Origin of the sequence: Microcoleus harperi Pol14_C6, assembly GCF_036701295.1 — a bacterium.
Classification (GTDB): domain Bacteria; phylum Cyanobacteriota; class Cyanobacteriia; order Cyanobacteriales; family Microcoleaceae; genus Microcoleus.
The window spans coordinates 47,536-68,906 of sequence record NZ_JAUBQN010000033.1; the positions used below are offsets into that span (position 1 = coordinate 47,536).

Here is a 21,371-nt window from a genome sequence, read left to right on the forward strand (position 1 = left end):
TCAGCATAAGAGACAATTCAGTCTTCTGTCATACCGCTCGCTAACGAGAAAGCACACAATTATGTCTTTGACCAAGATTAAAGAAGCTAGAGAATTAAGCGATGCTGCTGTAGCAGAGCAAATTTTAGCCGTCAAGCGCCAACTAATGGAATTGCGGCTCCAGCAAGCTACCGGCCGCATGGAAAAGCCTCACCTGTTCAAGCACGCCAAACACCGGCTAGCTCAATTGATGACAGTTGAACGCGAGCGCCAAATCGTTGCTGAGAAAGAAGCTGCACAAAAATTAGCCGCATCTAAACAGGTAGAACAGCCTGCTGCAACCGCAGCAGAGCAGACGATCGCACAGTAGCTAAAAAAAAGTCAATTGCACAACAAAAATAGGTAGCTATGGCAATTAAAGAACGAGTTGGCGTAGTAGTCAGCGACAAGATGGATAAAACCGTCGTGGTAGCAATCGAAAACCGCTCCTCCCACACCAAATACGGCAAAATCGTAGTCCGCACGAAGCGCTACAAAGCTCATGACGAAGAAAATCAGTGCAAATCGGGCGATCGTGTCCGCATCACTGAAACTCGCCCCCTGAGCAAAACCAAACGCTGGACGGTTGCTGAGATTTTTGGGACAAAAAACGGCTAACAGTTAATTGCCAAATCGCGATCTCCCGATCGAAAGTTAACAATCAACTAGCAGTCAACAGTCAACAGTCAACAGTTAACAGTCAATAGTTAACACTCAACAATCACCATGATTCAACCCCAGACATACCTCAATGTCGCCGACAATAGCGGAGCCCGCAAACTGATGTGCATCCGCGTATTGGGAGGCGGCAACCGTCGCTACGGCGGAGTCGGCGATGTCATCATTGCCGTCGTCAAAGATGCCATCCCCAATATGGCAGTCAAAAAATCAGATGTCGTTCGGGCAGTCATTGTCAGAACTCGCAAAGGTCTGCGCCGCGACAGTGGCATGAGCATTCGTTTTGACGATAACGCCGCCGTTATTATCAACGTAGACGGCAACCCCAAAGGCACTCGCGTCTTCGGTCCCGTCGCCCGCGAATTGCGCGACAAAAACTTTACTAAAATCGTTTCCTTAGCCCCGGAGGTACTTTAAAAATGTACGGAAAAAAGGGTAAACCAACTAGCGAACCGCAGCGCTACAGAATGCACGTCAAAGCAGGCGACACCGTGCAAATAATTACTGGCAAAGAGAAAGGAAAAGTCGGAGAAATCTTAAAGACATATCCTAAAGTCAGCAAAGTAGTTGTTAAAGGTGTAAACATCAGAACCAAGCACGTCAAGCCCCAGCAAGAGGGAGAGTCAGGGAAAATACTCACGTTTGAGGCTCCCATTCACAGCTCAAATGTCATGCACTATTCCGAAAAAGAAAAAATAGCTAGCCGCGTTTGCTATACATTTAGCGAAGATGGCCGGAAACTGCGACAGCTCAAAAAAACTGGAGAAATCCTCGATAATTAGTCATTAGTCATTAGTCATTAACAGACAACGGACAACTATCAACTGACAAAGAACAATTCCCTGACCAAGCCCAGGGACAGTTAACGAAACACAAAAACTATGCCGGACAAACTCAAGGTTCTTTATCAAGGAAAAATCGTTCCCACACTGATGGATCAGTTTAAATATACTAATATCCATCAGGTTCCCAAACTCGTCAAAGTCACAGTGAACCGCGGTTTGGGAGAAGCATCTCAAAACGCTAAGGCACTGGATTCGTCGATCAACGAAATTGCCATCATCACCGGGCAAAAACCAGTGGTGACGCGGGCGAAAAAAGCGATCGCAGGCTTCAAAATCCGCAAAGGAGTACCCGTAGGCGTTATGGTGACGCTGCGCGGCGATCGGATGTACGATTTTCTCGATCGGCTGATCAACCTCGCACTCCCTCGAATCCGCGACTTCCGCGGCATCAGCCCCAAAAGCTTCGACGGGCGCGGCAACTACAGCTTGGGTCTGAGAGAACAGCTAATTTTTCCAGAAATAGAATATGACCGCATCGATCAAATTCGAGGCATGGACATTTCAATTATCACCACAGCAAACACCGACGAAGAAGGACGCGCCTTGCTTAAAGAAATGGGAATGCCGTTCCGGGACAACTAAGCACTAGAGTAAGAAGCAAAAGATGGCAGCTAACGATACCATAGCAGATATGTTGACGCGCATTCGCAATTCTTGCATGGCGCGCCACCAAACAACGCAAATTCCAGCTACAAAAATGACCCGCAGCATCGCCCAAGTCCTCAAAAGTGAAGGCTTCATCGGCGAATTTGAAGAAGCAGAAGAAGGGGTCAAGCGACATTTAGTGCTTTCTCTAAAGTACAAAGGTAAAACTCGCAAGCCCATTATCACGGCACTGAAGCGAGTCAGCAAACCAGGACTGCGCGTTTACTCGAACCGTAAAGAATTGCCCAGAGTATTAGGCGGAATTGGCATAGCCATTATTTCTACCTCCAGTGGCATTATGACGGATAGAGAAGCTCGACGCCAAGGTTTGGGCGGTGAAGTGCTTTGTTATGTTTGGTAGTCATTAGTCATTAGTCATTAGTCACTGGTCGTTGGCAACAGACTCAAAAATCAATCACTAAGGACTAATAACTAAGCACTAATAATCAAGGACTAATAACTAAAAACAAAGGACAAAAAACTATGTCGCGAATTGGCAAGCGTCCGATTAGCATTCCCAATAAAGTCACCATCACCCTAGACGGTCAAAAAGTAGCCGTCAAAGGCCCTAAAGGTGAACTTTCTCGAGTAATCCCAGCCGAAATCCTCATGGGAATTGAAGGCGAGACTTTACTCGTTACCCGCCGAGACGAATCTCGCGTCGCCAGACAACTGCACGGCTTGTGCCGCACCCTAGTCGCCAACATGGTTGAAGGTGTATCCCAAGGTTTTCAGCGGCGTCTCGAAATTATCGGCACAGGTTATCGGGCACAGGTTCAAGGACGGAACCTTATTTTAAACGTCGGTTACAGCAAACCCGTTGAAATGCCCCCTCCAGAAGGCATCACAATGGCAGTTGAAGGCAACACCAACGTCATTGTCTCCGGCATTGACAAAGAACTCGTAGGCAATACAGCAGCCCGCATCCGCGCAGTGCGTCCGCCCGAAGTCTACAAAGGCAAAGGCATTCGCTACAGTGGCGAAGTCGTCCGGCGCAAAGCTGGTAAAACAGGCAAAACAGGTAAGAAGTAACAATGAAGCTTACTCGCAAAGAATCAGTCCAGCGCAGACACCGCCGTGTTCGGCGCAAGGTGTTCGGCACAGCCGAACGTCCCAGACTAGCGGTATTTCGCTCAGAGCAGCACATCTACGCTCAAGTAATCGACGATACCGCCCAGCACACTTTGGCCGCTGCGTCAACCCTCGATCCCGAATTGAAGTCAACTCTCAGTTCTGGCGGCAACTGCTCCGCGAGCGTGCAAGTCGGTCAGTTGATTGCCAAACGCTGTTCCAGCGCTGGCATAGTCAAAGTCGTATTCGATCGGGGGGGCAACCTCTATCACGGTCGTGTCAAAGCCCTCGCAGAAGCAGCTCGCGAAGCGGGGTTAGACTTCTAGAGGGGGTAATGGGTAGCGGGTAATGAGTAATTAAAAAGTAAAAAGTCAAAAGTTGAAAGTTAAAAGGCAAAATCCAGATTTCTTCTATTTTTACTTTTTACTCAAACAATTACCACTTGCCGATCGCCTTTCACCAATTACTTATTCCCACAGGACAAAACTATGGCAGAACAAAAAGAACAGCGCAACAAGAAAAAAACCAGCAGTAACAAAACACGCGAAAAAGAATCCGAATGGCAAGAACGGGTCGTTCAGATTCGGCGCGTTACTAAAGTAGTCAAAGGTGGTAAAAAACTTAGCTTCCGCGCCATAGTCATTATCGGCAACGAACGCGGTCAAGTTGGAGTTGGAGTCGGCAAAGCTAGCGACGTAATTGGTGCAGTTAAAAAAGGCGTCGCTGACGGCAAAAAGCACCTAATTGAAGTCCCCCTCACCAAATCTAACTCCATCCCTCACCCCATCAACGGTGACGGTGGCGGAGCTAAAGTCATGATGCGGCCGGCCGCTCCGGGAACCGGGGTAATTGCAGGGGGAGCAGTGCGAACTGTTCTTGAACTAGCAGGAGTCCGCAATATCTTAGCCAAACAGCTAGGTTCCGGAAATCCCTTAAACAACGCCCGAGCCGCAGTCAATGCCCTCTCCACCCTCCGCACCTTGTCCGAAGTTGCTCAAGAGCGCGGAATTCCAGTAGAAAATCTCTACGGTTAGGGCACGCGAGAATGGGAAACTGTAAGTTTTGAGTGTTAAGTGCTTGCGGTGAAAATAAAAAAATCCGCAACTTAAAACTCACGCACTCAAAACTACTGCGTACCCGCTCTCTAAATACCAAATACCAATTACCAATTACTAAAACTATGAGATTGCAAGACGCCCGACCCAAAGCAGGCTCCCAAAAGCGCCCCCGACGCTTGGGCAGAGGAATTTCTGCCGGTCAAGGCGCGAGCTCCGGCAAAGGGATGCGCGGTCAAAAATCTAGAGCCGGTAGCGGCACTAGACCCGGTTTTGAAGGAGGTCAAAATCCTCTCTACCGCCGTCTCCCCAAGTTGAAAAGCTTCCCTCTAGTGAACCGGAAAGAGTACACTACCATTAATGTAAGTAAATTAGCATCGCTGCCAGCAAACACAGAAGTTACTCTCACCTCTTTGATGCAAGCGAAAATTGTCAATACTGACAACGGGCCGCTGAAAATCTTAGGAGATGGCGAACTGAATGTACCTTTGCAAGTGCGCGCCTCGGCTTTTACCGCAGGTGCTCGCACCAAAATTGAAGCCGCCGGCGGAAGTTGCGAATTAGTTGCGTGAAGATTTGGGGTTTGAGAGTTTGTCCTAATCTCAAATCCTCAAGCTTGCTATCAGAAAATGATTTAGTCGAAAATCGCAAATCTAAAATCCAAAATCGTAACTATGGACGTTAGTAGAGAAAAAGCGCCAACTGCACAAGAGACGTTCATGCAGATGGCTCAAGCTGCTGGTTTGCGAGGTCGCATCCTTGTAACCATTGGTTTACTGATTTTAGTACGCCTGGGTGTCCACTTGCCAGTCCCCGGCATCGATCGAGTCGCCTTTGCCCAAAACGTCCAAAATAGCCCTTTAATTGGCTTTCTGGATTTGTTCTCAGGAGGCGGCTTGTCAGCTTTGGGGATTTTCGCATTGGGGATTTTGCCCTACATTAATGCTTCAATTATTGTGCAACTTCTAACTGCGGCTCTGCCAAGCTTAGAAGATTTGCAGAAAAATGAAGGAGAAGCAGGGCGGCGCAAGATTTCTCAAATTACTCGCTACGTTTCTTTGGGCTGGGCAATTCTGCAAAGTATTGGCATTGCGATTTGGGTCAGCCCTTTTGCTCAATCTCCAGGGCCTTTATTCATAGCACAAACTGCTTTGGCTCTGACAGCCGGCTCAATGTTTGTGATGTGGATATCGGAAGTGGTGACGGAACGAGGTATCGGGAACGGAGCGTCGCTGCTGATTTTTATCAATATTGTGTCGGTATTGCCGCGCTCTTTGGGACAAACTTTTGAATTGGCTCAAAGCGGGGACACGCAAGTTGTCGGCCGTGTAGTCGTTCTGCTGCTGGTCTTTTTGGTAACGATTGTCGGGATTGTTTTTGTTCAGGAAGGTACTCGCCGGATTCCCATTATTTCTGCTCGTCGCCAAGTCGGCCGCAAAGTTTATCGGGAGAGCCGGAGCTATCTGCCCCTGCGCTTGAATCAAGGCGGAGTGATGCCGATTATTTTTGCATCTTCGGTTTTGATTGTGCCTTCTTTCCTCGCTCAGTCTCTCAATAACCCGTTTTTGGTTCAAGTTGCTAATGTTTTGAGTCCGAACGGGCCAGCGCCTTGGGCTTACGCGCTGTTTTATCTGACTTTGATTCTGTTCTTCAGCTATTTCTACGCTTCGTTGATTGTCAACCCCGTAGATATGTCTCAGAACTTGAAGAAAATGGGTGCCAGCATTCCTGGAATTCGTCCGGGTCAGAAAACCAGCGATTATGTGGAGAAGGTTTTGAACCGTTTGACTTTCTTGGGAGCGATATTTCTCGGTCTGGTGGCCATTGTACCAACTGCTGTAGAAAGCGCGATCGGTGTGCAAACTTTTAGAGGTTTTGGCGCTACTTCGCTACTGATTCTAGTAGGTGTGGCGATCGAAACTGCTAAGCAAATTCAAACTTACGTCATCTCCCAACGATATGAAGGAATGGTGAAGTAATCGCAATGCAATTGATTTTTATGGGGCCTCCAGGGGCAGGAAAGGGAACTCAGGCTCAGATTTTAGCAGCTCTCTGGAAAATACCCCACATTTCTACTGGTGACATCCTGCGCGCCTGCGTGGTTGCCAAAACGGACTTGGGTCAAAAAGCCAAAGCCTACATGGATGCTGGTGAGTTGGTTCCAGACGAGTTATTGATGGATATCGTACAAGAGCGCATGAATGAACCAGATGCTAGTGCAGGCTGGATTCTGGACGGCTTTCCCCGTACTGTGGCACAGGCAGCGTTTTTTGACAAACTGCTGTGTGATGTTGGTACTGGGGAAACTAAGTCGGGTAAGGACTGCGCTCTTAGAGCTGTCAATTTGGACGTTCCTGACAATATTTTGGTGGCTCGCCTGTTGTCGCGGGGTCGCCAAGATGACAATGAAGAGACAATCCGCCGTCGTTTGCAAGTTTATCGCGAGCAAACTGAACCTTTAATTGAGTTTTACAGAAACCGCGAACAGTTAGTTGCGGTTGATGGCGATAGACCGATGGAATTAGTCACCGCAGAACTGCAACAATCTCTCTCAATCGACTCTTGAACCCTCTCAATACAGCTTGTTACTCACAAGCTTTTGCTAAGATATGTTAACTAGGAGCTTTTTGTGCTATCAGGTTTTGTGAGGGTTGCTAGACACCGGATTGAACTCGATACTAATTGCCACAACTTTACTCAAGTAAAGCTAAAACAAGCGGTTGGTTGAGTATTAAAGTCGATCGAGTCGCCCTAATTATTACCCTCCGTTCCCGTTTGACTCCTACCAGTAAATAGGTTTTGAACCCAACGCCGGGACACTCCTAGTTAATCAAATGTAGAGTTGAGGTAAATACCAAATTGTCTAAGCAAGATTTAATTGAAATGGAAGGGACAGTGACGGAATCCCTGCCCAATGCGATGTTTCGCGTTGACCTAGATAATGGGTTTAACGTGCTGGCTCACATTTCCGGCAAGATCCGCCGCAACTACATCAAAATTCTGCCTGGCGATCGCGTCAAAGTCGAATTGACTCCCTACGACTTGACCAAAGGCAGGATTACTTATCGCCTTCGGAAAAAATAGGCTTAGATAAAACTTTCTAAAAACTAATTCTAAGTTTAATTTAGAGAGAATTTGGTAAAAAGCTTCAAATTTATGCTATAATGCTACGTTTGTAGTGTTGCCGAGAAGGGCGTCAACAACCCACCGGTGTACCGGGTTAATTCATTGTTACACCGTAAAAGTATCGCTAGGCCAAAATCTGGCGCAGGCGAACTTTACCCAGAAATGGGAGTGGCTGCAAGCGGGCTCCTTCATGAAACAACCCGCACTTTATACAATTTAATCGAGGAGAGGTCTACACCTTGCCCAGCCTCTCCTCCCACCGCTCTACGGGCAGTCCCAGCGTGCCTGCTCTCCGGTAGAGCGGGGTTCTCCAGGCAGGAAGAAAGATGAAAGTTCGAGCATCTGTCAAAAAAATTTGTGAGAAATGTCGCGTCATCCGCCGTCGCGGTCGAGTGATGGTGATATGCACTAACCCCAAACACAAACAGCGCCAAGGTTAGAAAAAAAAAAGGAAGATTGGGCAATGCACGCAGGTGCATCCTAATTGAACATTGTAGCCAAATAGGAAAACTAGGGAGACAAAAAGTGTGGCACGGATTGCCGGGGTAGACCTTCCACGCGATAAGCGCGTCGAAATAGGTCTGACATACATTTACGGAATAGGCTTGTCGCGGGCCCAAAAAATTATCGCTGCAACAGGCGTAAATCCTGACACTCGCGTTAAGGATTTAACAGAGGCCGACGTGACAGCTCTGCGGGCTCATGTAGAAACCACATACCAAATCGAAGGAGACCTCCGGCGCTGGGAGTCAATGAACATCAAGCGCCTGATGGACATCGGAACTTATCGCGGTCGGCGTCACCGTTTGGGTCTGCCAGTGCGGGGACAACGAACCCGTACCAACGCCAGAACACGTCGTGGCGTCCGCCGAACAGTTGCGGGCAAGAAAAAGGCACCTTCCAAGAAGTAACATCTTTTTGGGAAAAATACGCTGGGGGCTGCTCGCTCCTAGCGCTTCGGGACATTAGTTGAGAGAAACGTTAAAGAGACTAATATGGCGCGACAACAAACAGGCAAGAAATCTGGTGCAAAAAAGCAGAAAAGAAATGTACCCAATGGGGTAGGCTACATCCAGTCTACCTTTAACAACACGATTGTAACTATTACCGACCTCAACGGCGAAGTAATCTCTTGGGCATCGGCAGGTTCCAGCGGTTTTAAAGGAGCTAAAAAGGGAACTCCCTTTGCAGCTCAAACAGCAGCAGAAAGTGCTGCCCGCAGAGCCAACGACCAAGGAATGCGCCAAATAGAAGTAATGGTGAGCGGGCCTGGAGCAGGTAGAGAAACTGCAATCCGGGCGCTGCAAGGGGCAGGACTGGAAATCACCCTGATTAGAGATGTTACCCCAATTCCTCACAACGGCTGTCGCCCTCCCAAGCGGCGTAGAGTCTAAAACGATTTGAGATTTTAGATTTTAGATTTTGGATAATGGCTAACTGCTTAAAGTCAAAAACTAATGGTTCTAACTGTTGCCCCGTCCATCCAAAATCCGAAATCCGTTCAGGGGTATGCTCTGCAATCTAAAATCCAAAATCAAAAATCCAAAGTGGAAAAGGGAGGTCACTCCGTGGCGCAGTTTCAAATTGAATGTATAGAGTCTAACACTGACAAAGACCGCAGTCAGTACGGAAAATTTGTCCTGGAACCGCTCGATCGCGGTCAGGGAACAACTGTTGGGAATGCGCTTCGGCGAGTTCTGCTTTCAAATTTGGAAGGAACGGCAGTAACTTCAGTCCGCATCGCGGGTGTCAATCACGAGTTTGCCACGATCGAAGGGGTACGTGAGGATGTTCTAGAAATTCTCCTGAACATGAAAGAGGTCGTCCTCAAAACTCATTCTCAGCAGCCGCAAATCGGCAGGTTGCGGATTGAGGGGCCTGTCACCGTTACGGCCGATCGATTCGATTTGCCCTCAGAGGTGGAATTGATAGATCGCTCCCAGTACATTGCAACTCTCTCGCCCGGCTCAGTTCTGGAAATGGAATTCAGAATTGAAAAAGGCATCGGATACCGAGCAGTAGACCGCAGTCGCGATGATGGGTCGGCTTTGGATTTCCTCCAAATAGACGCCATCTTTATGCCGATTCGTAGAGTCAACTACAGCGTTGAAGATGCTAGGGTAGGCGGCACGGTCGAGAAAGACCGGCTGATTATGGAAATCTGGACTGATGGCAGCGTGACTCCTCAAGAAGCTTTGAGTCAATCTGCCAACATCCTGGTAGATTTATTTGCACCTCTCAAAGACATCACCCAAGATTCTCTCAAACCAGAGTATCCAGGTGAAGCCGATCCTACCAGCCAAATTCCGATCGAAGAATTGCAGTTGTCCGTCCGGGCTTACAACTGTCTCAAGCGGGCTCAGATCAACTCAGTCGCAGACTTATTGGATTATACCCAAGAAGACTTGCTCGAGATCAAGAACTTCGGGCAGAAGTCTGCCGAAGAAGTGATTGAAGCTTTACAAAAACGCTTGGGCATTACCTTGCCCCAGGAAAAATCAGCTAAAAGTTAATCAACGGGTAACGGGTAAAAAAGTTCTGAATTTTAAGTAGGTGAGTTTTTAAGTTAAAAAATTCACCGCTCAAAACTCTCGGACTATCCCGACGCCCCATTACCAATTACCAATTACCAACTGCCATGCGTCACCGCTGTCGCGTTCCCCAACTCAACAAACCGGCTGACCAGCGCCGCGCCCTGCTGCGCTCGCTGACTACCGAATTAATCCGCCACGGTAAAATTACTACCACTCTCGCCCGCGCCAAAGCGCTGCGCCCAGAGGCTGACAGAATGATTACCCTGGCAAAAGATGGCTCATTGGCCGCTCGCCGGCAAGCTATGGGCTTTATCTACGACAAACAGTTAGTACACGCCTTGTTTGAAGCAGCTCAAGAACGGTACGGCTCGCGCAACGGGGGCTACACCCGCGTAGTGCGAACTGTCCCCCGTCAAGGAGACAATTCCGAAATGGCGATTGTTGAACTGGTTTAATTCAATTTTGGGTTGGAGATTTGTGATTTATGACTGACAATCCAAAATCCCCAATCGAAAATCCCCAATCGATACAGCGCGTTGCTCTGGTGATCCAATACCTCGGCACTAACTTTCACGGTTGGCAGCGACAGCCGAACCAGCGTACAGTACAAGAAGAAATTGAAACAGCAATATCGACTGTTCTGGAACGCCCGGTAACGCTGCACGCTGCTGGGAGAACCGATGCGGGAGTTCACGCTGCTGCTCAAGTAGCGCATTTTGATGCCCGCGGCCCAATTCCGGCTCACCGCTGGGCAAGTGTTCTCAACTCTCGACTGGCAAAAGATATTTTAATTCGAGCTTCGGCAAAGGTGGAACCTACCTGGCACGCTCGGTTCTCAGCCAGTTGGCGGCGCTATCGCTACACCCTTTATACAGACCCGACCCCTAATTTATTTGTGCGTCCTTTTGCTTGGCACTGCTATCACGCCCCTGTGGATGAATCTTTGATTCAGACAGCTTTGACACCGCTAATCGGGCGGCATCACCTGGCTGCTTTCCACCGCGCGGGTTCTGCCCGCCCCCATTCTTGGGTGGACGTGCAAGCGGCCGAGTGTCACCGTTCTGGGCCTCTTATCTATATTGAGGTTCAAGCGAGCGGGTTTCTGTACGGGATGATGCGGCTGCTGGTGGGGTTGCTGGTGCAGGTGGGTCGCGGGGAAAGGCCGATCGACAATTTCACAGATATCTGGGTCAACGAACGCCGAGAAATGGTAAAATATGCCGCTCCCGCTCAAGGTTTGTGCCTGCTGCGGGTTGGCTATTCAGAATTTCCCTTTCCCCCAGAGATCTGGTACGACACCCAGCCCAAATTAGTCATTAGTCATTAGTCATTAGTCATTAGTCATTAGGTAACTACTAATAAAAAACTAAGGACAACTAACAATTAAAAACTGACAACTGACAACTGACACCTAACAACAGTTAAGAGTTAACAGACAACAAACAACAAACAATGAACAAAACTTACGTCCCTACTCAAGACTCCCTAGAGCATAAGTGGTACGTGGTCGATGCTGCCGACCAGCGGCTGGGCCGTCTGGCAACTGAAGTTGCCATGTACCTCCGGGGGAAACACAAACCGACTTACACTCCTTCTATGGACACCGGCGACTTCGTAATAGTCATCAATGCTGACAAAATCGCTGTTACTGGCAAAAAACGCACCCAGAAAATCTACCGTCGCCATTCTGGAAGACCCGGCGGAATGAAAACAGAAACTTTTGCCAAATTGCAAGCACGTTTGCCCGAAAGAATTGTCGAAGAAGCTATTCGGGGAATGCTACCTCACACTTCTCTGGGCAGACAACTGTTTACTAAACTGAAGGTGTACGCTGGCCCCAACCACCCGCACCAAGCTCAAAAACCAGAAGAATTAATTGTTCACACGATTCCGGGAGGAAATGAGTAATGCAAGCAACAGATACATCGGGTCGCGCTGTGTACTGGGGTACCGGCCGCCGCAAGCGTTCCGTAGCGCGGGTGCGCTTGGTTCCCGGCACTGGCATACTGACTGTCAATGGTAAAGAGGGGGATTTGTACCTGCAATTCAACCCTACTTATTTGGCTCTCGCTAAGGCCCCTCTGGAAACTTTGGGTCTGGAAAATGAGTACGACATTTTGGTAAAAGTCGAAGGCGGTGGCTTGACAGGTCAGGCTGATTCGATTCGCTTAGGTGTCGCTAGAGCACTTTGTCAATTAGACCCGGACAACCGCAAGCCTCTTAAGACTGAGGGCTATTTGACTCGCGACCCGCGGGCCAAAGAACGGAAAAAGTACGGTTTGCGGAAAGCTCGCAAAGCTCCTCAATACTCGAAGCGGTAATCGAGGGAAGTTCGGCAACGGATGTAACGGATGTAATGGAAGTTCGGCAACGGATTTTTTAACGGATGTAACGGAAGTAACGGATGTTCGGATTGACCCATTGACGGAAGAAGGAAGAAGGAAGAAGGAAGAAAGAAAAGGCAAGAATCATTCAGATTTTATCTGCCTTTTTTTCAAGTTTATTTCCGATTCCTAATTCCTGGTTCCAAAAGGTATAAGACAAAATTGGTGCTGTTGTTGGTTTAGAAGTCCTGCGGCAGCTAAAATGGTTGTAAAGTCAAAAATTAGAGAGTAAAAAACAATGGCAAAAGATGGCATTCACCCTGAGTGGTATCCCGAATCTCAGGTTTATTGCAACGGGGAACTGGTGATGACTGTGGGTTCAACTAGACCAAAGCTTCAAGTTGATGTCTGGTCTGGAAATCATCCTTTTTATACTGGCACTCAGAAGATTATTGATACTGAAGGTCGTGTCGAGCGCTTTATGCGGAAATACGGCATGAGCGAGGTAGAAATGCCGAAGGCAGATGCTTCCTCTGGACCGCTGAAAATGGAAGAGCCGAAAGCAGATGCTTCTAAGGCTGCTGGTAAAGGCAAAAAGAAGAAGTAGCCGGATTGTCATTTGTCCGCCGTTTGTTGAGAGTAGTTCTTTCTACTGGCAACTTACCGCCTTCGGATTTTAGATTTTAGATTGAAGACTTGCTAGGGCTGGCAGTAGAGTTCGATCGACATCTATCCTAACTGCTCTTGAGTTCTAAAATCTAAAATCTAAAATCTAAAATCGATCCGCCCTCGGATTGGAGAGTTTAGATTGAAGACTTGCTATGCAGGCAGTTGAGTTCGATCGAAATTCTATCCCAACTGTTCTTCAAATCTAAAATCTAAAATCTAAAATCTAAAATCTAAAATCGATTGACAAAGGACAACTGACAATGGCTGAATCTTATTTGCTGGATAAATTGAAGTCGGTAGAGCAAACTTTTAATGAGTTGACTCGCCGCATGGCTGACCCGGATGTGGCTAGGGACAATCAAGAGTTTCAACGGGTAGCGAAAGCTCGATCGTCCTTGGAGGAAGTGGTCGATACTTTTGCTCTGTGGAAAACCACTCAGGAAGATTTGGTGGGCGCGCGACAGGTTCTCAAGGAAGCCGCGGGCGATCGAGATATGCAAGAAATGGCTGCGCTGGAAGTTCAGGAACTTGAGGCGAAGCTGGAGAATTTGGAAAGTCGTTTGAAGGTTTTGCTGCTCCCCCGCGACCCGAACGATGACAAGAATATTATGCTGGAAATTCGGGCAGGTACTGGCGGAGATGAGGCCAGTATTTGGGCGGGAGATTTGCTGCGGCTGTATTCCCGTTACGCTCAAACTCAAGGCTGGCAGGTGAAGTTGGTGAGCGAGTCGCTCGCGGAAATGGGCGGCTTTAAAGAGGTGATTCTGGAAATTACAGGCGACAGCGTTTACAGCAAGCTGAAGTTTGAGGCTGGAGTACACCGGGTGCAGCGGGTGCCTGTGACTGAGGCTGGCGGCCGGGTGCATACTTCGACGGCGACGGTGGCTGTGATGCCTGAGGTTGATGATGTGGAGATTCACATCGATCCGAAGGATATTGAGATGAGCACGGCTCGATCGGGCGGCGCTGGCGGTCAAAACGTGAACAAGGTGGAAACTGCTGCGGATTTGTTTCACAAGCCGACGGGAATTCGGATTTTCTGTACTGAGGAGCGCAGTCAGTTGCAGAATAAGGAGCGGGCGATGCAGATTTTGCGGGCTAAGCTCTATGAGATGAAGTTGCGGGAGCAGCAGGATGAGGTGAAGTCGCGGCGTTTGGCTCAGGTTGGTACGGGTTCGCGATCGGAGAAGATCCGCACTTACAACTATAAGGACAATCGGGCTACGGACCACCGTTTGGGGGAAAATTTCTCGCTCAATAGTGTTTTGGAAGGGGATATTGAGGGGATTATTCAAACTTGCATTTCTCAGGATCAGCAGGAACGTTTGGCTGAGTTGGCTGCTTCTACTAATTGATGGAGTGATGGGGGGCTAGGCGCATTGTTTGCTCAGCCTAAGTTCCCTTGTTACGCGGGAGATCTGGTTTAGTAGGGCTTCCCACATTGCATCGGCGATCGCTACTGGATATTTGAAATGTTCGAGGTCGTATTGTACAATGACTTCTAGGGGTGCTAGGATTTGCTGGTTTCGACAACTGGCAATTGCTGCCATCGCCTCCTGCTGCCATCTGGCAAATAGTCTGTAGCTGAAAAAGGAACTGCATTTTTGTCCTTTCTTGTTCAGGTAAACAACTATTACTTGATGTTGTTTGGGGTAGACTTTGACGATGCGGTTGACGGGCATTCTCAGGGCTTCGGCGGCTTCTTTTTTGGAGATTTGCCAGCATTGGGGTTTGAGCCAACCGGAGGCTGTAAGGCTCTGGCGTGTGTGGCTTGTCTTGCGTGTCTTGCGTGTGCGTCTATTAGTCATTTTTTCGCACTCCTAAATCGTGAGGGGCACTCCGATAGAGCGGTACTAAATTTATACTTTTAATTTTAGAGTAAACTTACTTGTTTGTCAATCGTGACAAGTAAACGATTCAAACGTTCAATGATAATGATTTATAAACTGACCAGTTTACTTGTAGGTACGGTCGAGTAGCTTTTAAGTCGTGAACATCCAAAATAGACAAAAACTTAGTGAAATTATCAAAACGGCTCGTGGCTCTATGAGCCAACGAGCGTTTGGCAAGCTTTTGGGGGTTTCTGCGACTGCTGTGCAATTGTGGGAAAGGGGCGATACCGTTCCAGAAACGGAAAACTTGGCTAAAATTGCTGCGAGAGCTGGTTATTCGCTGGAAGAGTTTCTCAGCTTTTTGGATGGCAATCCAGTCTCGCAAGCCCCAGAAATTAACGATATTGTCAAAAAAATTCAGTTTTTGCCTCTGAGTCAGGTGGCGCTAATTGGCAAAGCTGTAGCGGATAGATTCGCTGCATCGGCTGAAGCTGCTGGGGAATGAGTATTAGATAGATTTATCTGTAAACTAGAAGTTGTGTTTATGTGGTGACTAATACTATGGACGCAGAAGCTAGGAAAAAATTGAGCGAAGTTGTAAAGCTAGCGCGTGGCGACCTGAGTATTAGCGCTTTTAGTAGGTTATTGGGAGTCTCTGGAGCTGCTGTTCAGTATTGGGAAAAAGGACAGGTTATCCCCGATATGGTAGCGGATGTACGCGGATTAACGCAGATAAATGTTGACAGGATTTATCCACGGGGTGTGAGAAAAAGTATTTAAGCGGGATTTGGTATTATTCAACAATTGCCCCATCTAAGCTTGTTTTTCTTAAGTCTACTCTAGCTAAATTTACACCTCTTAAATCAGCACCTGTTAAGCAAACATTGCTTAAATCTGCATAACTCAAATCAGCACCTTTGAGATTAGCATCAGATAAATTTGCTCCTGATAAATTTGCCCTCACCAGTTGCGATCCACTCAAATTGCTGCCACTCAAATTTGCCGATTGCATTTGTGCCGCTATTAAGTTGGCTTTGCTTAAATTAGTGCTACTGAGGTTAGCCAAATTCAATTTAGCATAACTCAAATCAATGTTTTCCAAGCAAAGTTCTTTCAATTGCGCGCATCGCAAGTTAGCATTAATAAAAAACCTGTCTCCAATCCCATAACGGCGCAAAAATTCGTCAACTTCCAGCAGAATTAAAACGGGTTCGCAAGTATTTTGGTAGCACCACGATGTCTCCAATAAACTAGCGGCTGCTTCAATTGCTACCTTGTCGCATTTAGGGAGAATCAAACTATTGCACCCATCCCATTCACCGTTGAGCATGAATGCCATCTCAGAAGCTGCTGCACTTGATTCGCATAACAAAACGGTTTCTAGTGTGGGTTGCAGCCAGTTCATTAAACCAATCGAGCTCTTGTTTTTCACTGTTGATTCAGGATTTGTGCGTCTCTCTTAATTATAGGTAAAAATATTGAAAACAGTATGCACAAATTCGCGGCGGCTTCAGAGAATGAATTAACTGTGTTTGGTGCAGCCAGACCAGGATACCGCGATCCAGAAATTGCTCGCTGGATTGAATTTATGCAGGGGCATAATATCAAGCAAGTTTGCTGCTTGCTTGCTCAGACGCAACTCATCCGCTACAGTGACTTACTGGGAACATATCGGAAAATATTTGGGTGCGATCGAGTTTGCTGGGCGCCGATTGCAGACTTTGAATTGGTCGATCGCGATATTTTAATCGATCGAATATTGCCGTTTTTGGAATCTGCAAATAGCAAAGGCGAACGGGTGGTAGTTCACTGTTCTGGGGGGATCGGACGTACAGGACAGGTTTTGGCTGCTTGGTTGGTCAGCGGGCGGGGATTGTCTAACAAACAGGCGATCGCAGCAGTAAAAAAAACTGGCAGAAATCCCTATGAAACAGCGATGGTAGCTTGTTTGAAAGGTCGAAACCCTTGGCTAGTGGTTGAAGGACTTAATGGTCTCTTAGATGATTGTCGCCTTGCTTCGAAAAATGGGTAGTCATGCATAGTAATGATCAAAGTTTTAATGAGTCATTGTAGTGATGAACAAAATCCCAGACAGCGCCAATATGATTGCTTAACTTTTTGGAAAACGATAACGTTTGACGGACTAAACGCCCGACGCGTTGCCGTACTGTATTGTTGAAGCGTTCAATATAGCTGGTGTGCCCTGTTTCTTTGCCGACGGCCTTACGGCCGTTTGCTGGGTATCACCTGCTCCTAGGCTTGCCAAAAGTCGGTATAACAAACGGCACATTGGCGGTAAACAGGCGGCAACGACTGCCGAGCGCACTTTCGCACTCGCCCGGCTCCGGTCGCCGATGAACACGCCCACAATTTCCCGGGTTGTTGCATCCAGGGCCAACCAAATCCACTGTTTGTTTGTTTTGTTAGCGACAAAAGACCACATTTCGTCACATTGCAACGTCAACTTACCGACTTTTTTGGAGTTACGGTCACCTCCTGCTCCAGGGCATAATATTTTTGATTCACATACATTTGCAACCACCGTTGTGATACCCCCGTGACCCGGGATATCGCCGCAAGTGCCAGTCGTTCTTTCAGGAGTTTCTCAACCAGTTCTCGTGTGGCTTGGTTAAGGGGTTGACGGCTAGGCGCTTCGACAAACTGACGCTTACAGTCCTGACAGCGAAAACGTGGTTTGCCATAGTGAGTCCGTCCATATTTAACAATTTGCGCTGAATTGCACTTGGGACATTGCATAACTCATACCCGAATAACTGCCTACCTGTCTAGCTTACAGCTTTATCATTACTATGCAGCACTACCGAAAAATGATATATAGCACTATAGCAACTATATATATGTGCCAATTGAGTAAGTCCTAAAAGATTTAAAAGACTCGGCTTCCTACGATCGAACTCAGGTATCGCATAAATGAGTGTTTTGGCTGTCACCCTTAGCCTATCCGCTGGCGTTTTTGCGAATATTACAGAACAAATAACGCACTTACAGCAGCGCAAGCTCCTTGAAGCAACGGCGCGTTAACTCGATTCTTGCGGATGCGTCATTATTGTTGCGGATGTTAATGTTTGTAGCAAAAAAGTAAACATTTTTATTCTTCTCTAAATAACCTACATACCAGCCAATTTCCTGCCCTGTTTCTTCTCCAAAGCTTACCCAGCCTGTCTTTGCTCTAATGATATAATCGGGAGTTTTTTCGACAACTATGATGTCTTTAACCAAAGACAGCGATCGCTCCGAGAAGGGTAAGTCATTTTTGTAGAGACGGCGGAGAAATTGAATTTGCTCGTTGGGTGTGATTCGCAGTTCTCCCTCTAACCAGAATTTGTCAATATCGTCTTTGTTACCGATTTTTTGGTTGCCATAACCGACTTTAGCTACCCATTTTTGCATTTGCTCGTGTCCCACTCGGCGGGCGAGAACTTGGTAAAACCAAACGGCGGAAAGTTTTATGGCTTCTCTCATATTCAAGTCTCGATTCCATGCGGGAATTTGCCTTTGCATTCCATCCCAAGTTAGAACAGCAAGCTCATCTGAAATTACCCCTGTTTCTAAGGAAATCAGAGAGTTGAGAATCTTAAATGTAGATGCGGGTAAAAAAGCTGTGGCGTTACGTTGCGGGTTGTGTTGATAAAGCCGATCGCTATTCAAATCGTAAATCGCGATCGAGCCTTCCACTCCTAGCTCTTGAAAGTGCCGTACAAAATTAATTGTTTGAGCTAAATCTCCTCCGCGAGGTGAAGATTTTGGAACTAGAGGTGGCACGGTTAAGGCTGATTGCGGCGGCTGAACTAAAACTGAAATAATGCAGCCTAATACAATTAAAATAACAGCGATCGCACGATATATTCTGTTCATAAACTTCAATAAGTTAGCAAAATCACAGGCAGTAAAGTCACAGGGGTGATCGACTTGTAAGGTTCGTCTGACTTACGTTGTGTAAGAAATAATTAAGGTTTGCCCCTGACGCACCCTACTATATAGAACGCATTTGATATCTTTATAATATTAAATTAAGACGCCTACAACCCTCTAATTCATTTGCTATGACATATTCCAGCACTCTCACTGACGCCGAATGGGCACTTCTGGAACCGCTGTTGGCTCAGATATTACCGCAGAAGAAACGGACACGACCCTGTGATTGGACGAAGCGGGAGATCGTCGATGGCATCCTCTATCAACTCAAGAATGGCTGCAATTGGGAAGACTTACCCTTCTTCACCACAAAACCGGTCGGCAAAGGAACTGGAATGGGGATGTCCATGAGCTATCGAATCATTACCGAGAAACATCAGGGCAAACCGATCTTTATCTCTACGCCTGGTAAATGAGCATTCAGAAATTTGTCGCATTCTGTAGCTTGAGTAATTCCGACAGAAACCTTTGTTAACCAGTAACTTTACTCAGTCTAACGGCAGAGTTGAGCGGCAATAGATCAGCCTAAAATGCAGCAAAGAAGCTCTATTCGCCCCTCCAACGAATTGTTGTGCTGCGTCGCCCTGTGATTAATCAACTCAAGCAGTTTTTCTAGGTTTTGAACATCAGGATTTTCAATTGTTGGAGTCGCTCGATTGTACCAGATTCAGGCAAAGGAGTATAGACTACGAGCGTTAATTCTGGTGCTTCTGTGACTTGAAATAAAGCGTATTCAAACACCAAATTTCCTACGATCGGATGTTCATATGACTTGAAACCTTCAAGCTTTGCTTGAACTTCGTGTTGTGACCACCACTGCAGAAATTCAGGGCTGACTTTTTTCAAATCTTCTGCTAACTCAATGAGTTCAACATCTCCCAGGTAACGCCCACTGATACTACGAAACCGTGTCAGCATCAACTGAGCCTGTCCTTCCCAATTCAAAAGCATCTGACGATGAGCAGTATTAGTGAAGAAATACCAGATGGTATTACGCTCACGGGTTGTCATCCTGCTAAAGTCACCAAACAAGGCACAAGCAGGTTGATTCCACGCCAGAATATCAAACCGATATCCCACCACATAAGCTGGGCAGATGGCTAGATGATCCAACAGGCGCTGAATCGCCGGGCTAACCGTACTCTTGCCATGCGGAATTTCTGGCGGTAATTGCTGTAACGCCAACATAAATAAATGAGTGCGCTCCTCTGATGTTAATCGAAAAGCCTGAGCAAGACTTTCTAATACTTGGGCAGACACTCGAATGTCACGCCCTTGCTCCAAAAAGGTGTACCAGGTGGTGCTGACGTTGACCAGTTGAGCCACTTCTTCCCGCCTTAATCCAGGAGTGCGACGGCGTGTTCCACTCGGTAAGCCCACATCCGCAGGGGTCAGGCGATCGCGGCGTGTTTTTAGAAAATCGGCGAGTTCTTTTAGATGTGGCTTACTCGTTGCCATCGCTTCACCGTTGCCCTCAACCTAGTAGTGTCAATACCAGTATAAGTTCGCTCTGGTTCTAGCTTGAGCTACCTGATAGGTTGAAAACAAGGTTTTGTATTCACACTCTCACACGGAATGAGGCAGTCAAGGATGAAAGTTTTTCTAACAGGTGCAACGGGGTACGTAGGTTCATTGGTGGGTGAACAGTTGCAAGCCGCAGGGCATACAGTTGTAGGTTTGGCAAGAACAGAAGCATCGGCTGACAAACTCAGGCAGCGGGGCATTCAACCACTGTTCGGCGATCTACGCGACACTGAAACATTAGCCCAAGCGGCGCGTGCAGCAGATGGTGTGATTCACACTGCCTTTATTCACGATTTTAGTGATATTGAAGGAGCAGTCAAAGTCGAACAAACGGCGATTGCAACGTTTATCGATGCCTTGGCTGGATCCGGGAAACCTTTTGTTGCCACTTCTGGGACAGGATTGCTAGGAGATACTGGCGATCGCATCATCGATGACAGTGAAACCGTTATTCCCAAAGATGCGCTAGCCTCTAGAGCAGCTGCTGAACAGGCTATTCTGCAAGCAGCACAGCAAAACATTCGTAGTATTGCCTTACGTCTTCCGATTTTTGTCTATGGTCGCGGTAGCAGCCAGTTTCTTCCCATTCTGATTCAGGATGCCCAACAAGTAGGGGTAGCACGGTTTATTGAACCAGGGCATTACCAATACTCCGTCATTCATGTAGATGATGTTGCCAAACTGTATGTACTTGCTTTAGAGAAAGGGCAAGCAGGAGCTGTATATCATGCAGTTTCTGAATCAGGAATTAGCATTAAAGCGATCGCCGAAGCTATTGCTCGGTTACTCGGCTGTGCTGTAAAAGGAATGTCGAAGGAAGAAGCCATTCAGTCATGGGGGTTGTCTTTAACGACGTTTTTCTCCATTCATAATCAGGTTTCATGCACAAGAGCTGAAACAGATTTAGGTTGGCGACCAGAGATCGAAACCACAATCCTAGAGGATATTGAATTTGGTTCATATCGTGCCCCATGGCAGAACTAGAATCTCAAAAATAGTATGGTCGTCCAAGCTATTGTGAGCGTTTTAACTTAAGCACAATACTCCGGACAGTTTTTAAATAGGGATGCTTACGCAATAAAGCACAGAAGCGAAAAAACTGAGTGCTATCTGA

Annotated in this window: 30 protein-coding genes and 2 pseudogenes; 27 read left to right on the forward strand and 5 right to left on the reverse strand. The window is 47.2% G+C overall.

Annotated elements, in window-relative coordinates; all coding sequences use genetic code 11:
- The first annotated feature begins 61 nt into the window (after positions 1-61).
- The 23 genes from rpmC to prfA all read left to right on the forward strand — a co-directional run bounded on the left by rpmC (position 62) and on the right by prfA (position 14,320).
- Positions 62-349 carry a 50S ribosomal protein L29 gene (rpmC, locus tag QUA27_RS20390; RefSeq protein ID WP_333070032.1) on the forward strand — a complete coding sequence of 96 codons (288 nt, stop codon included), beginning with the start codon at positions 62-64 and terminating at the stop codon, positions 347-349.
- A gap of 38 nt (positions 350-387) precedes the next feature.
- On the forward strand, positions 388-636 hold the full coding sequence (gene rpsQ, locus QUA27_RS20395) for a 30S ribosomal protein S17 (protein ID WP_006634992.1): 249 nt from the start codon (positions 388-390) through the stop codon (positions 634-636).
- Positions 637-744: 108 nt separating this feature from the next.
- Complete coding sequence (gene rplN, locus QUA27_RS20400) at positions 745-1,113, forward strand: 50S ribosomal protein L14 (protein ID WP_006634991.1); 369 nt, start codon at positions 745-747, stop codon at positions 1,111-1,113.
- A gap of 2 nt (positions 1,114-1,115) precedes the next feature.
- Positions 1,116-1,478, forward strand: a complete 363-nt coding sequence (rplX, locus tag QUA27_RS20405) for a 50S ribosomal protein L24 (protein WP_333045759.1) — start codon at positions 1,116-1,118, stop codon at positions 1,476-1,478.
- A 99-nt stretch (positions 1,479-1,577) separates the two neighbouring features.
- Complete coding sequence (rplE, locus tag QUA27_RS20410) at positions 1,578-2,123, forward strand: 50S ribosomal protein L5 (RefSeq protein ID WP_333070033.1); 546 nt, start codon at positions 1,578-1,580, stop codon at positions 2,121-2,123.
- Between the two features lie 22 nt (positions 2,124-2,145).
- The gene (gene rpsH / locus QUA27_RS20415) at positions 2,146-2,547 is read left to right on the forward strand and encodes a 30S ribosomal protein S8 (RefSeq protein WP_190737227.1); all 402 of its coding nucleotides are present in this window, start codon (positions 2,146-2,148) and stop codon (positions 2,545-2,547) included.
- 122 nt (positions 2,548-2,669) lie between these two features.
- Positions 2,670-3,218: a 50S ribosomal protein L6 gene (gene rplF / locus QUA27_RS20420; RefSeq protein WP_190737229.1), complete on the forward strand. Its 549-nt coding sequence runs from the start codon at positions 2,670-2,672 to the stop codon at positions 3,216-3,218.
- Between the two features lie 2 nt (positions 3,219-3,220).
- Positions 3,221-3,583, forward strand: coding sequence for a 50S ribosomal protein L18 (gene rplR / locus QUA27_RS20425; protein ID WP_333039624.1), 363 nt, complete (start codon positions 3,221-3,223; stop codon positions 3,581-3,583).
- Between the two features lie 162 nt (positions 3,584-3,745).
- Positions 3,746-4,291, forward strand: coding sequence for a 30S ribosomal protein S5 (gene rpsE, locus QUA27_RS20430; RefSeq protein ID WP_333070035.1), 546 nt, complete (start codon positions 3,746-3,748; stop codon positions 4,289-4,291).
- 146 nt (positions 4,292-4,437) lie between these two features.
- Positions 4,438-4,884, forward strand: coding sequence for a 50S ribosomal protein L15 (rplO, locus tag QUA27_RS20435; protein WP_333070037.1), 447 nt, complete (start codon positions 4,438-4,440; stop codon positions 4,882-4,884).
- 102 nt (positions 4,885-4,986) lie between these two features.
- The gene (gene secY, locus QUA27_RS20440; protein WP_190737235.1) at positions 4,987-6,291 is read left to right on the forward strand and encodes a preprotein translocase subunit SecY; all 1,305 of its coding nucleotides are present in this window, start codon (positions 4,987-4,989) and stop codon (positions 6,289-6,291) included.
- 5 nt (positions 6,292-6,296) lie between these two features.
- Positions 6,297-6,878: an adenylate kinase gene (locus QUA27_RS20445; RefSeq protein WP_333070039.1), complete on the forward strand. Its 582-nt coding sequence runs from the start codon at positions 6,297-6,299 to the stop codon at positions 6,876-6,878.
- A 293-nt stretch (positions 6,879-7,171) separates the two neighbouring features.
- Complete coding sequence (gene infA, locus QUA27_RS20450; protein ID WP_006276978.1) at positions 7,172-7,396, forward strand: translation initiation factor IF-1; 225 nt, start codon at positions 7,172-7,174, stop codon at positions 7,394-7,396.
- A gap of 368 nt (positions 7,397-7,764) precedes the next feature.
- Complete coding sequence (rpmJ, locus tag QUA27_RS20455; protein WP_015178722.1) at positions 7,765-7,878, forward strand: 50S ribosomal protein L36; 114 nt, start codon at positions 7,765-7,767, stop codon at positions 7,876-7,878.
- Between the two features lie 87 nt (positions 7,879-7,965).
- The gene (gene rpsM, locus QUA27_RS20460) at positions 7,966-8,349 is read left to right on the forward strand and encodes a 30S ribosomal protein S13 (RefSeq protein WP_006634981.1); all 384 of its coding nucleotides are present in this window, start codon (positions 7,966-7,968) and stop codon (positions 8,347-8,349) included.
- 84 nt (positions 8,350-8,433) lie between these two features.
- On the forward strand, positions 8,434-8,832 hold the full coding sequence (rpsK, locus tag QUA27_RS20465; protein ID WP_006634980.1) for a 30S ribosomal protein S11: 399 nt from the start codon (positions 8,434-8,436) through the stop codon (positions 8,830-8,832).
- A 174-nt stretch (positions 8,833-9,006) separates the two neighbouring features.
- Complete coding sequence (locus tag QUA27_RS20470; RefSeq protein WP_202798589.1) at positions 9,007-9,951, forward strand: DNA-directed RNA polymerase subunit alpha; 945 nt, start codon at positions 9,007-9,009, stop codon at positions 9,949-9,951.
- 125 nt (positions 9,952-10,076) lie between these two features.
- A complete protein-coding gene (gene rplQ, locus QUA27_RS20475) occupies positions 10,077-10,427 on the forward strand; it encodes a 50S ribosomal protein L17 (RefSeq protein ID WP_190657966.1) in 351 nt (116 codons plus the stop codon).
- A gap of 29 nt (positions 10,428-10,456) precedes the next feature.
- A complete protein-coding gene (gene truA / locus QUA27_RS20480) occupies positions 10,457-11,299 on the forward strand; it encodes a tRNA pseudouridine(38-40) synthase TruA (RefSeq protein ID WP_333070041.1) in 843 nt (280 codons plus the stop codon).
- A 125-nt stretch (positions 11,300-11,424) separates the two neighbouring features.
- Complete coding sequence (gene rplM / locus QUA27_RS20485; protein WP_015178725.1) at positions 11,425-11,880, forward strand: 50S ribosomal protein L13; 456 nt, start codon at positions 11,425-11,427, stop codon at positions 11,878-11,880.
- A complete protein-coding gene (gene rpsI, locus QUA27_RS20490) occupies positions 11,880-12,293 on the forward strand; it encodes a 30S ribosomal protein S9 (RefSeq protein WP_006634975.1) in 414 nt (137 codons plus the stop codon). Before rplM ends, rpsI begins: the two co-directional genes overlap by 1 nt.
- A gap of 301 nt (positions 12,294-12,594) precedes the next feature.
- Complete coding sequence (gene rpmE / locus QUA27_RS20495; protein WP_333039633.1) at positions 12,595-12,903, forward strand: 50S ribosomal protein L31; 309 nt, start codon at positions 12,595-12,597, stop codon at positions 12,901-12,903.
- 322 nt (positions 12,904-13,225) lie between these two features.
- A complete protein-coding gene (gene prfA / locus QUA27_RS20500; RefSeq protein WP_333059813.1) occupies positions 13,226-14,320 on the forward strand; it encodes a peptide chain release factor 1 in 1,095 nt (364 codons plus the stop codon).
- Between the two features lie 15 nt (positions 14,321-14,335).
- On the opposite strand, the gene QUA27_RS20505 is transcribed toward prfA, so the two are convergent.
- The gene (locus tag QUA27_RS20505; RefSeq protein WP_333070043.1) at positions 14,336-14,773 is read right to left on the reverse strand and encodes a hypothetical protein; all 438 of its coding nucleotides are present in this window, start codon (positions 14,771-14,773) and stop codon (positions 14,336-14,338) included.
- 238 nt (positions 14,774-15,011) lie between these two features.
- Between QUA27_RS20505 and QUA27_RS20510 the strand changes: the two genes are divergently transcribed.
- Complete coding sequence (locus QUA27_RS20510) at positions 15,012-15,302, forward strand: helix-turn-helix domain-containing protein (protein ID WP_199297830.1); 291 nt, start codon at positions 15,012-15,014, stop codon at positions 15,300-15,302.
- 288 nt (positions 15,303-15,590) lie between these two features.
- On the opposite strand, the gene QUA27_RS20515 is transcribed toward QUA27_RS20510, so the two are convergent.
- Positions 15,591-16,202 (reverse strand): pentapeptide repeat-containing protein, encoded by a 612-nt coding sequence (locus QUA27_RS20515; RefSeq protein ID WP_333070044.1) that lies wholly within the window; start codon positions 16,200-16,202, stop codon positions 15,591-15,593.
- Between the two features lie 84 nt (positions 16,203-16,286).
- Here QUA27_RS20515 and QUA27_RS20520 point away from each other — a divergent pair, with 84 nt between their 5' ends.
- Complete coding sequence (locus QUA27_RS20520; protein ID WP_333070045.1) at positions 16,287-16,829, forward strand: protein-tyrosine phosphatase family protein; 543 nt, start codon at positions 16,287-16,289, stop codon at positions 16,827-16,829.
- 16 nt (positions 16,830-16,845) lie between these two features.
- Here QUA27_RS20520 and QUA27_RS20525 read toward each other — a convergent pair.
- Both QUA27_RS20525 and blaOXA read right to left on the reverse strand, forming a co-directional pair.
- Positions 16,846-17,554, reverse strand: a pseudogene (locus QUA27_RS20525) (IS1 family transposase).
- A gap of 246 nt (positions 17,555-17,800) precedes the next feature.
- Entirely contained in the window at positions 17,801-18,673 is an 873-nt protein-coding gene (gene blaOXA, locus QUA27_RS20530; RefSeq protein WP_333070046.1) for a class D beta-lactamase, read from the reverse strand.
- A 188-nt stretch (positions 18,674-18,861) separates the two neighbouring features.
- Between blaOXA and QUA27_RS27485 the strand changes: the two are divergent.
- Positions 18,862-19,020: pseudogene (locus QUA27_RS27485) on the forward strand (transposase); the annotation flags it as partial.
- 325 nt (positions 19,021-19,345) lie between these two features.
- Here QUA27_RS27485 and QUA27_RS20540 read toward each other — a convergent pair.
- On the reverse strand, positions 19,346-20,191 hold the full coding sequence (locus QUA27_RS20540; protein ID WP_333070049.1) for a helix-turn-helix transcriptional regulator: 846 nt from the start codon (positions 20,189-20,191) through the stop codon (positions 19,346-19,348).
- Positions 20,192-20,323: 132 nt separating this feature from the next.
- Between QUA27_RS20540 and QUA27_RS20545 the strand changes: the two genes are divergently transcribed.
- Positions 20,324-21,241, forward strand: a complete 918-nt coding sequence (locus tag QUA27_RS20545; RefSeq protein WP_333070050.1) for an SDR family oxidoreductase — start codon at positions 20,324-20,326, stop codon at positions 21,239-21,241.
- Positions 21,242-21,371: the final 130 nt, after the last annotated feature.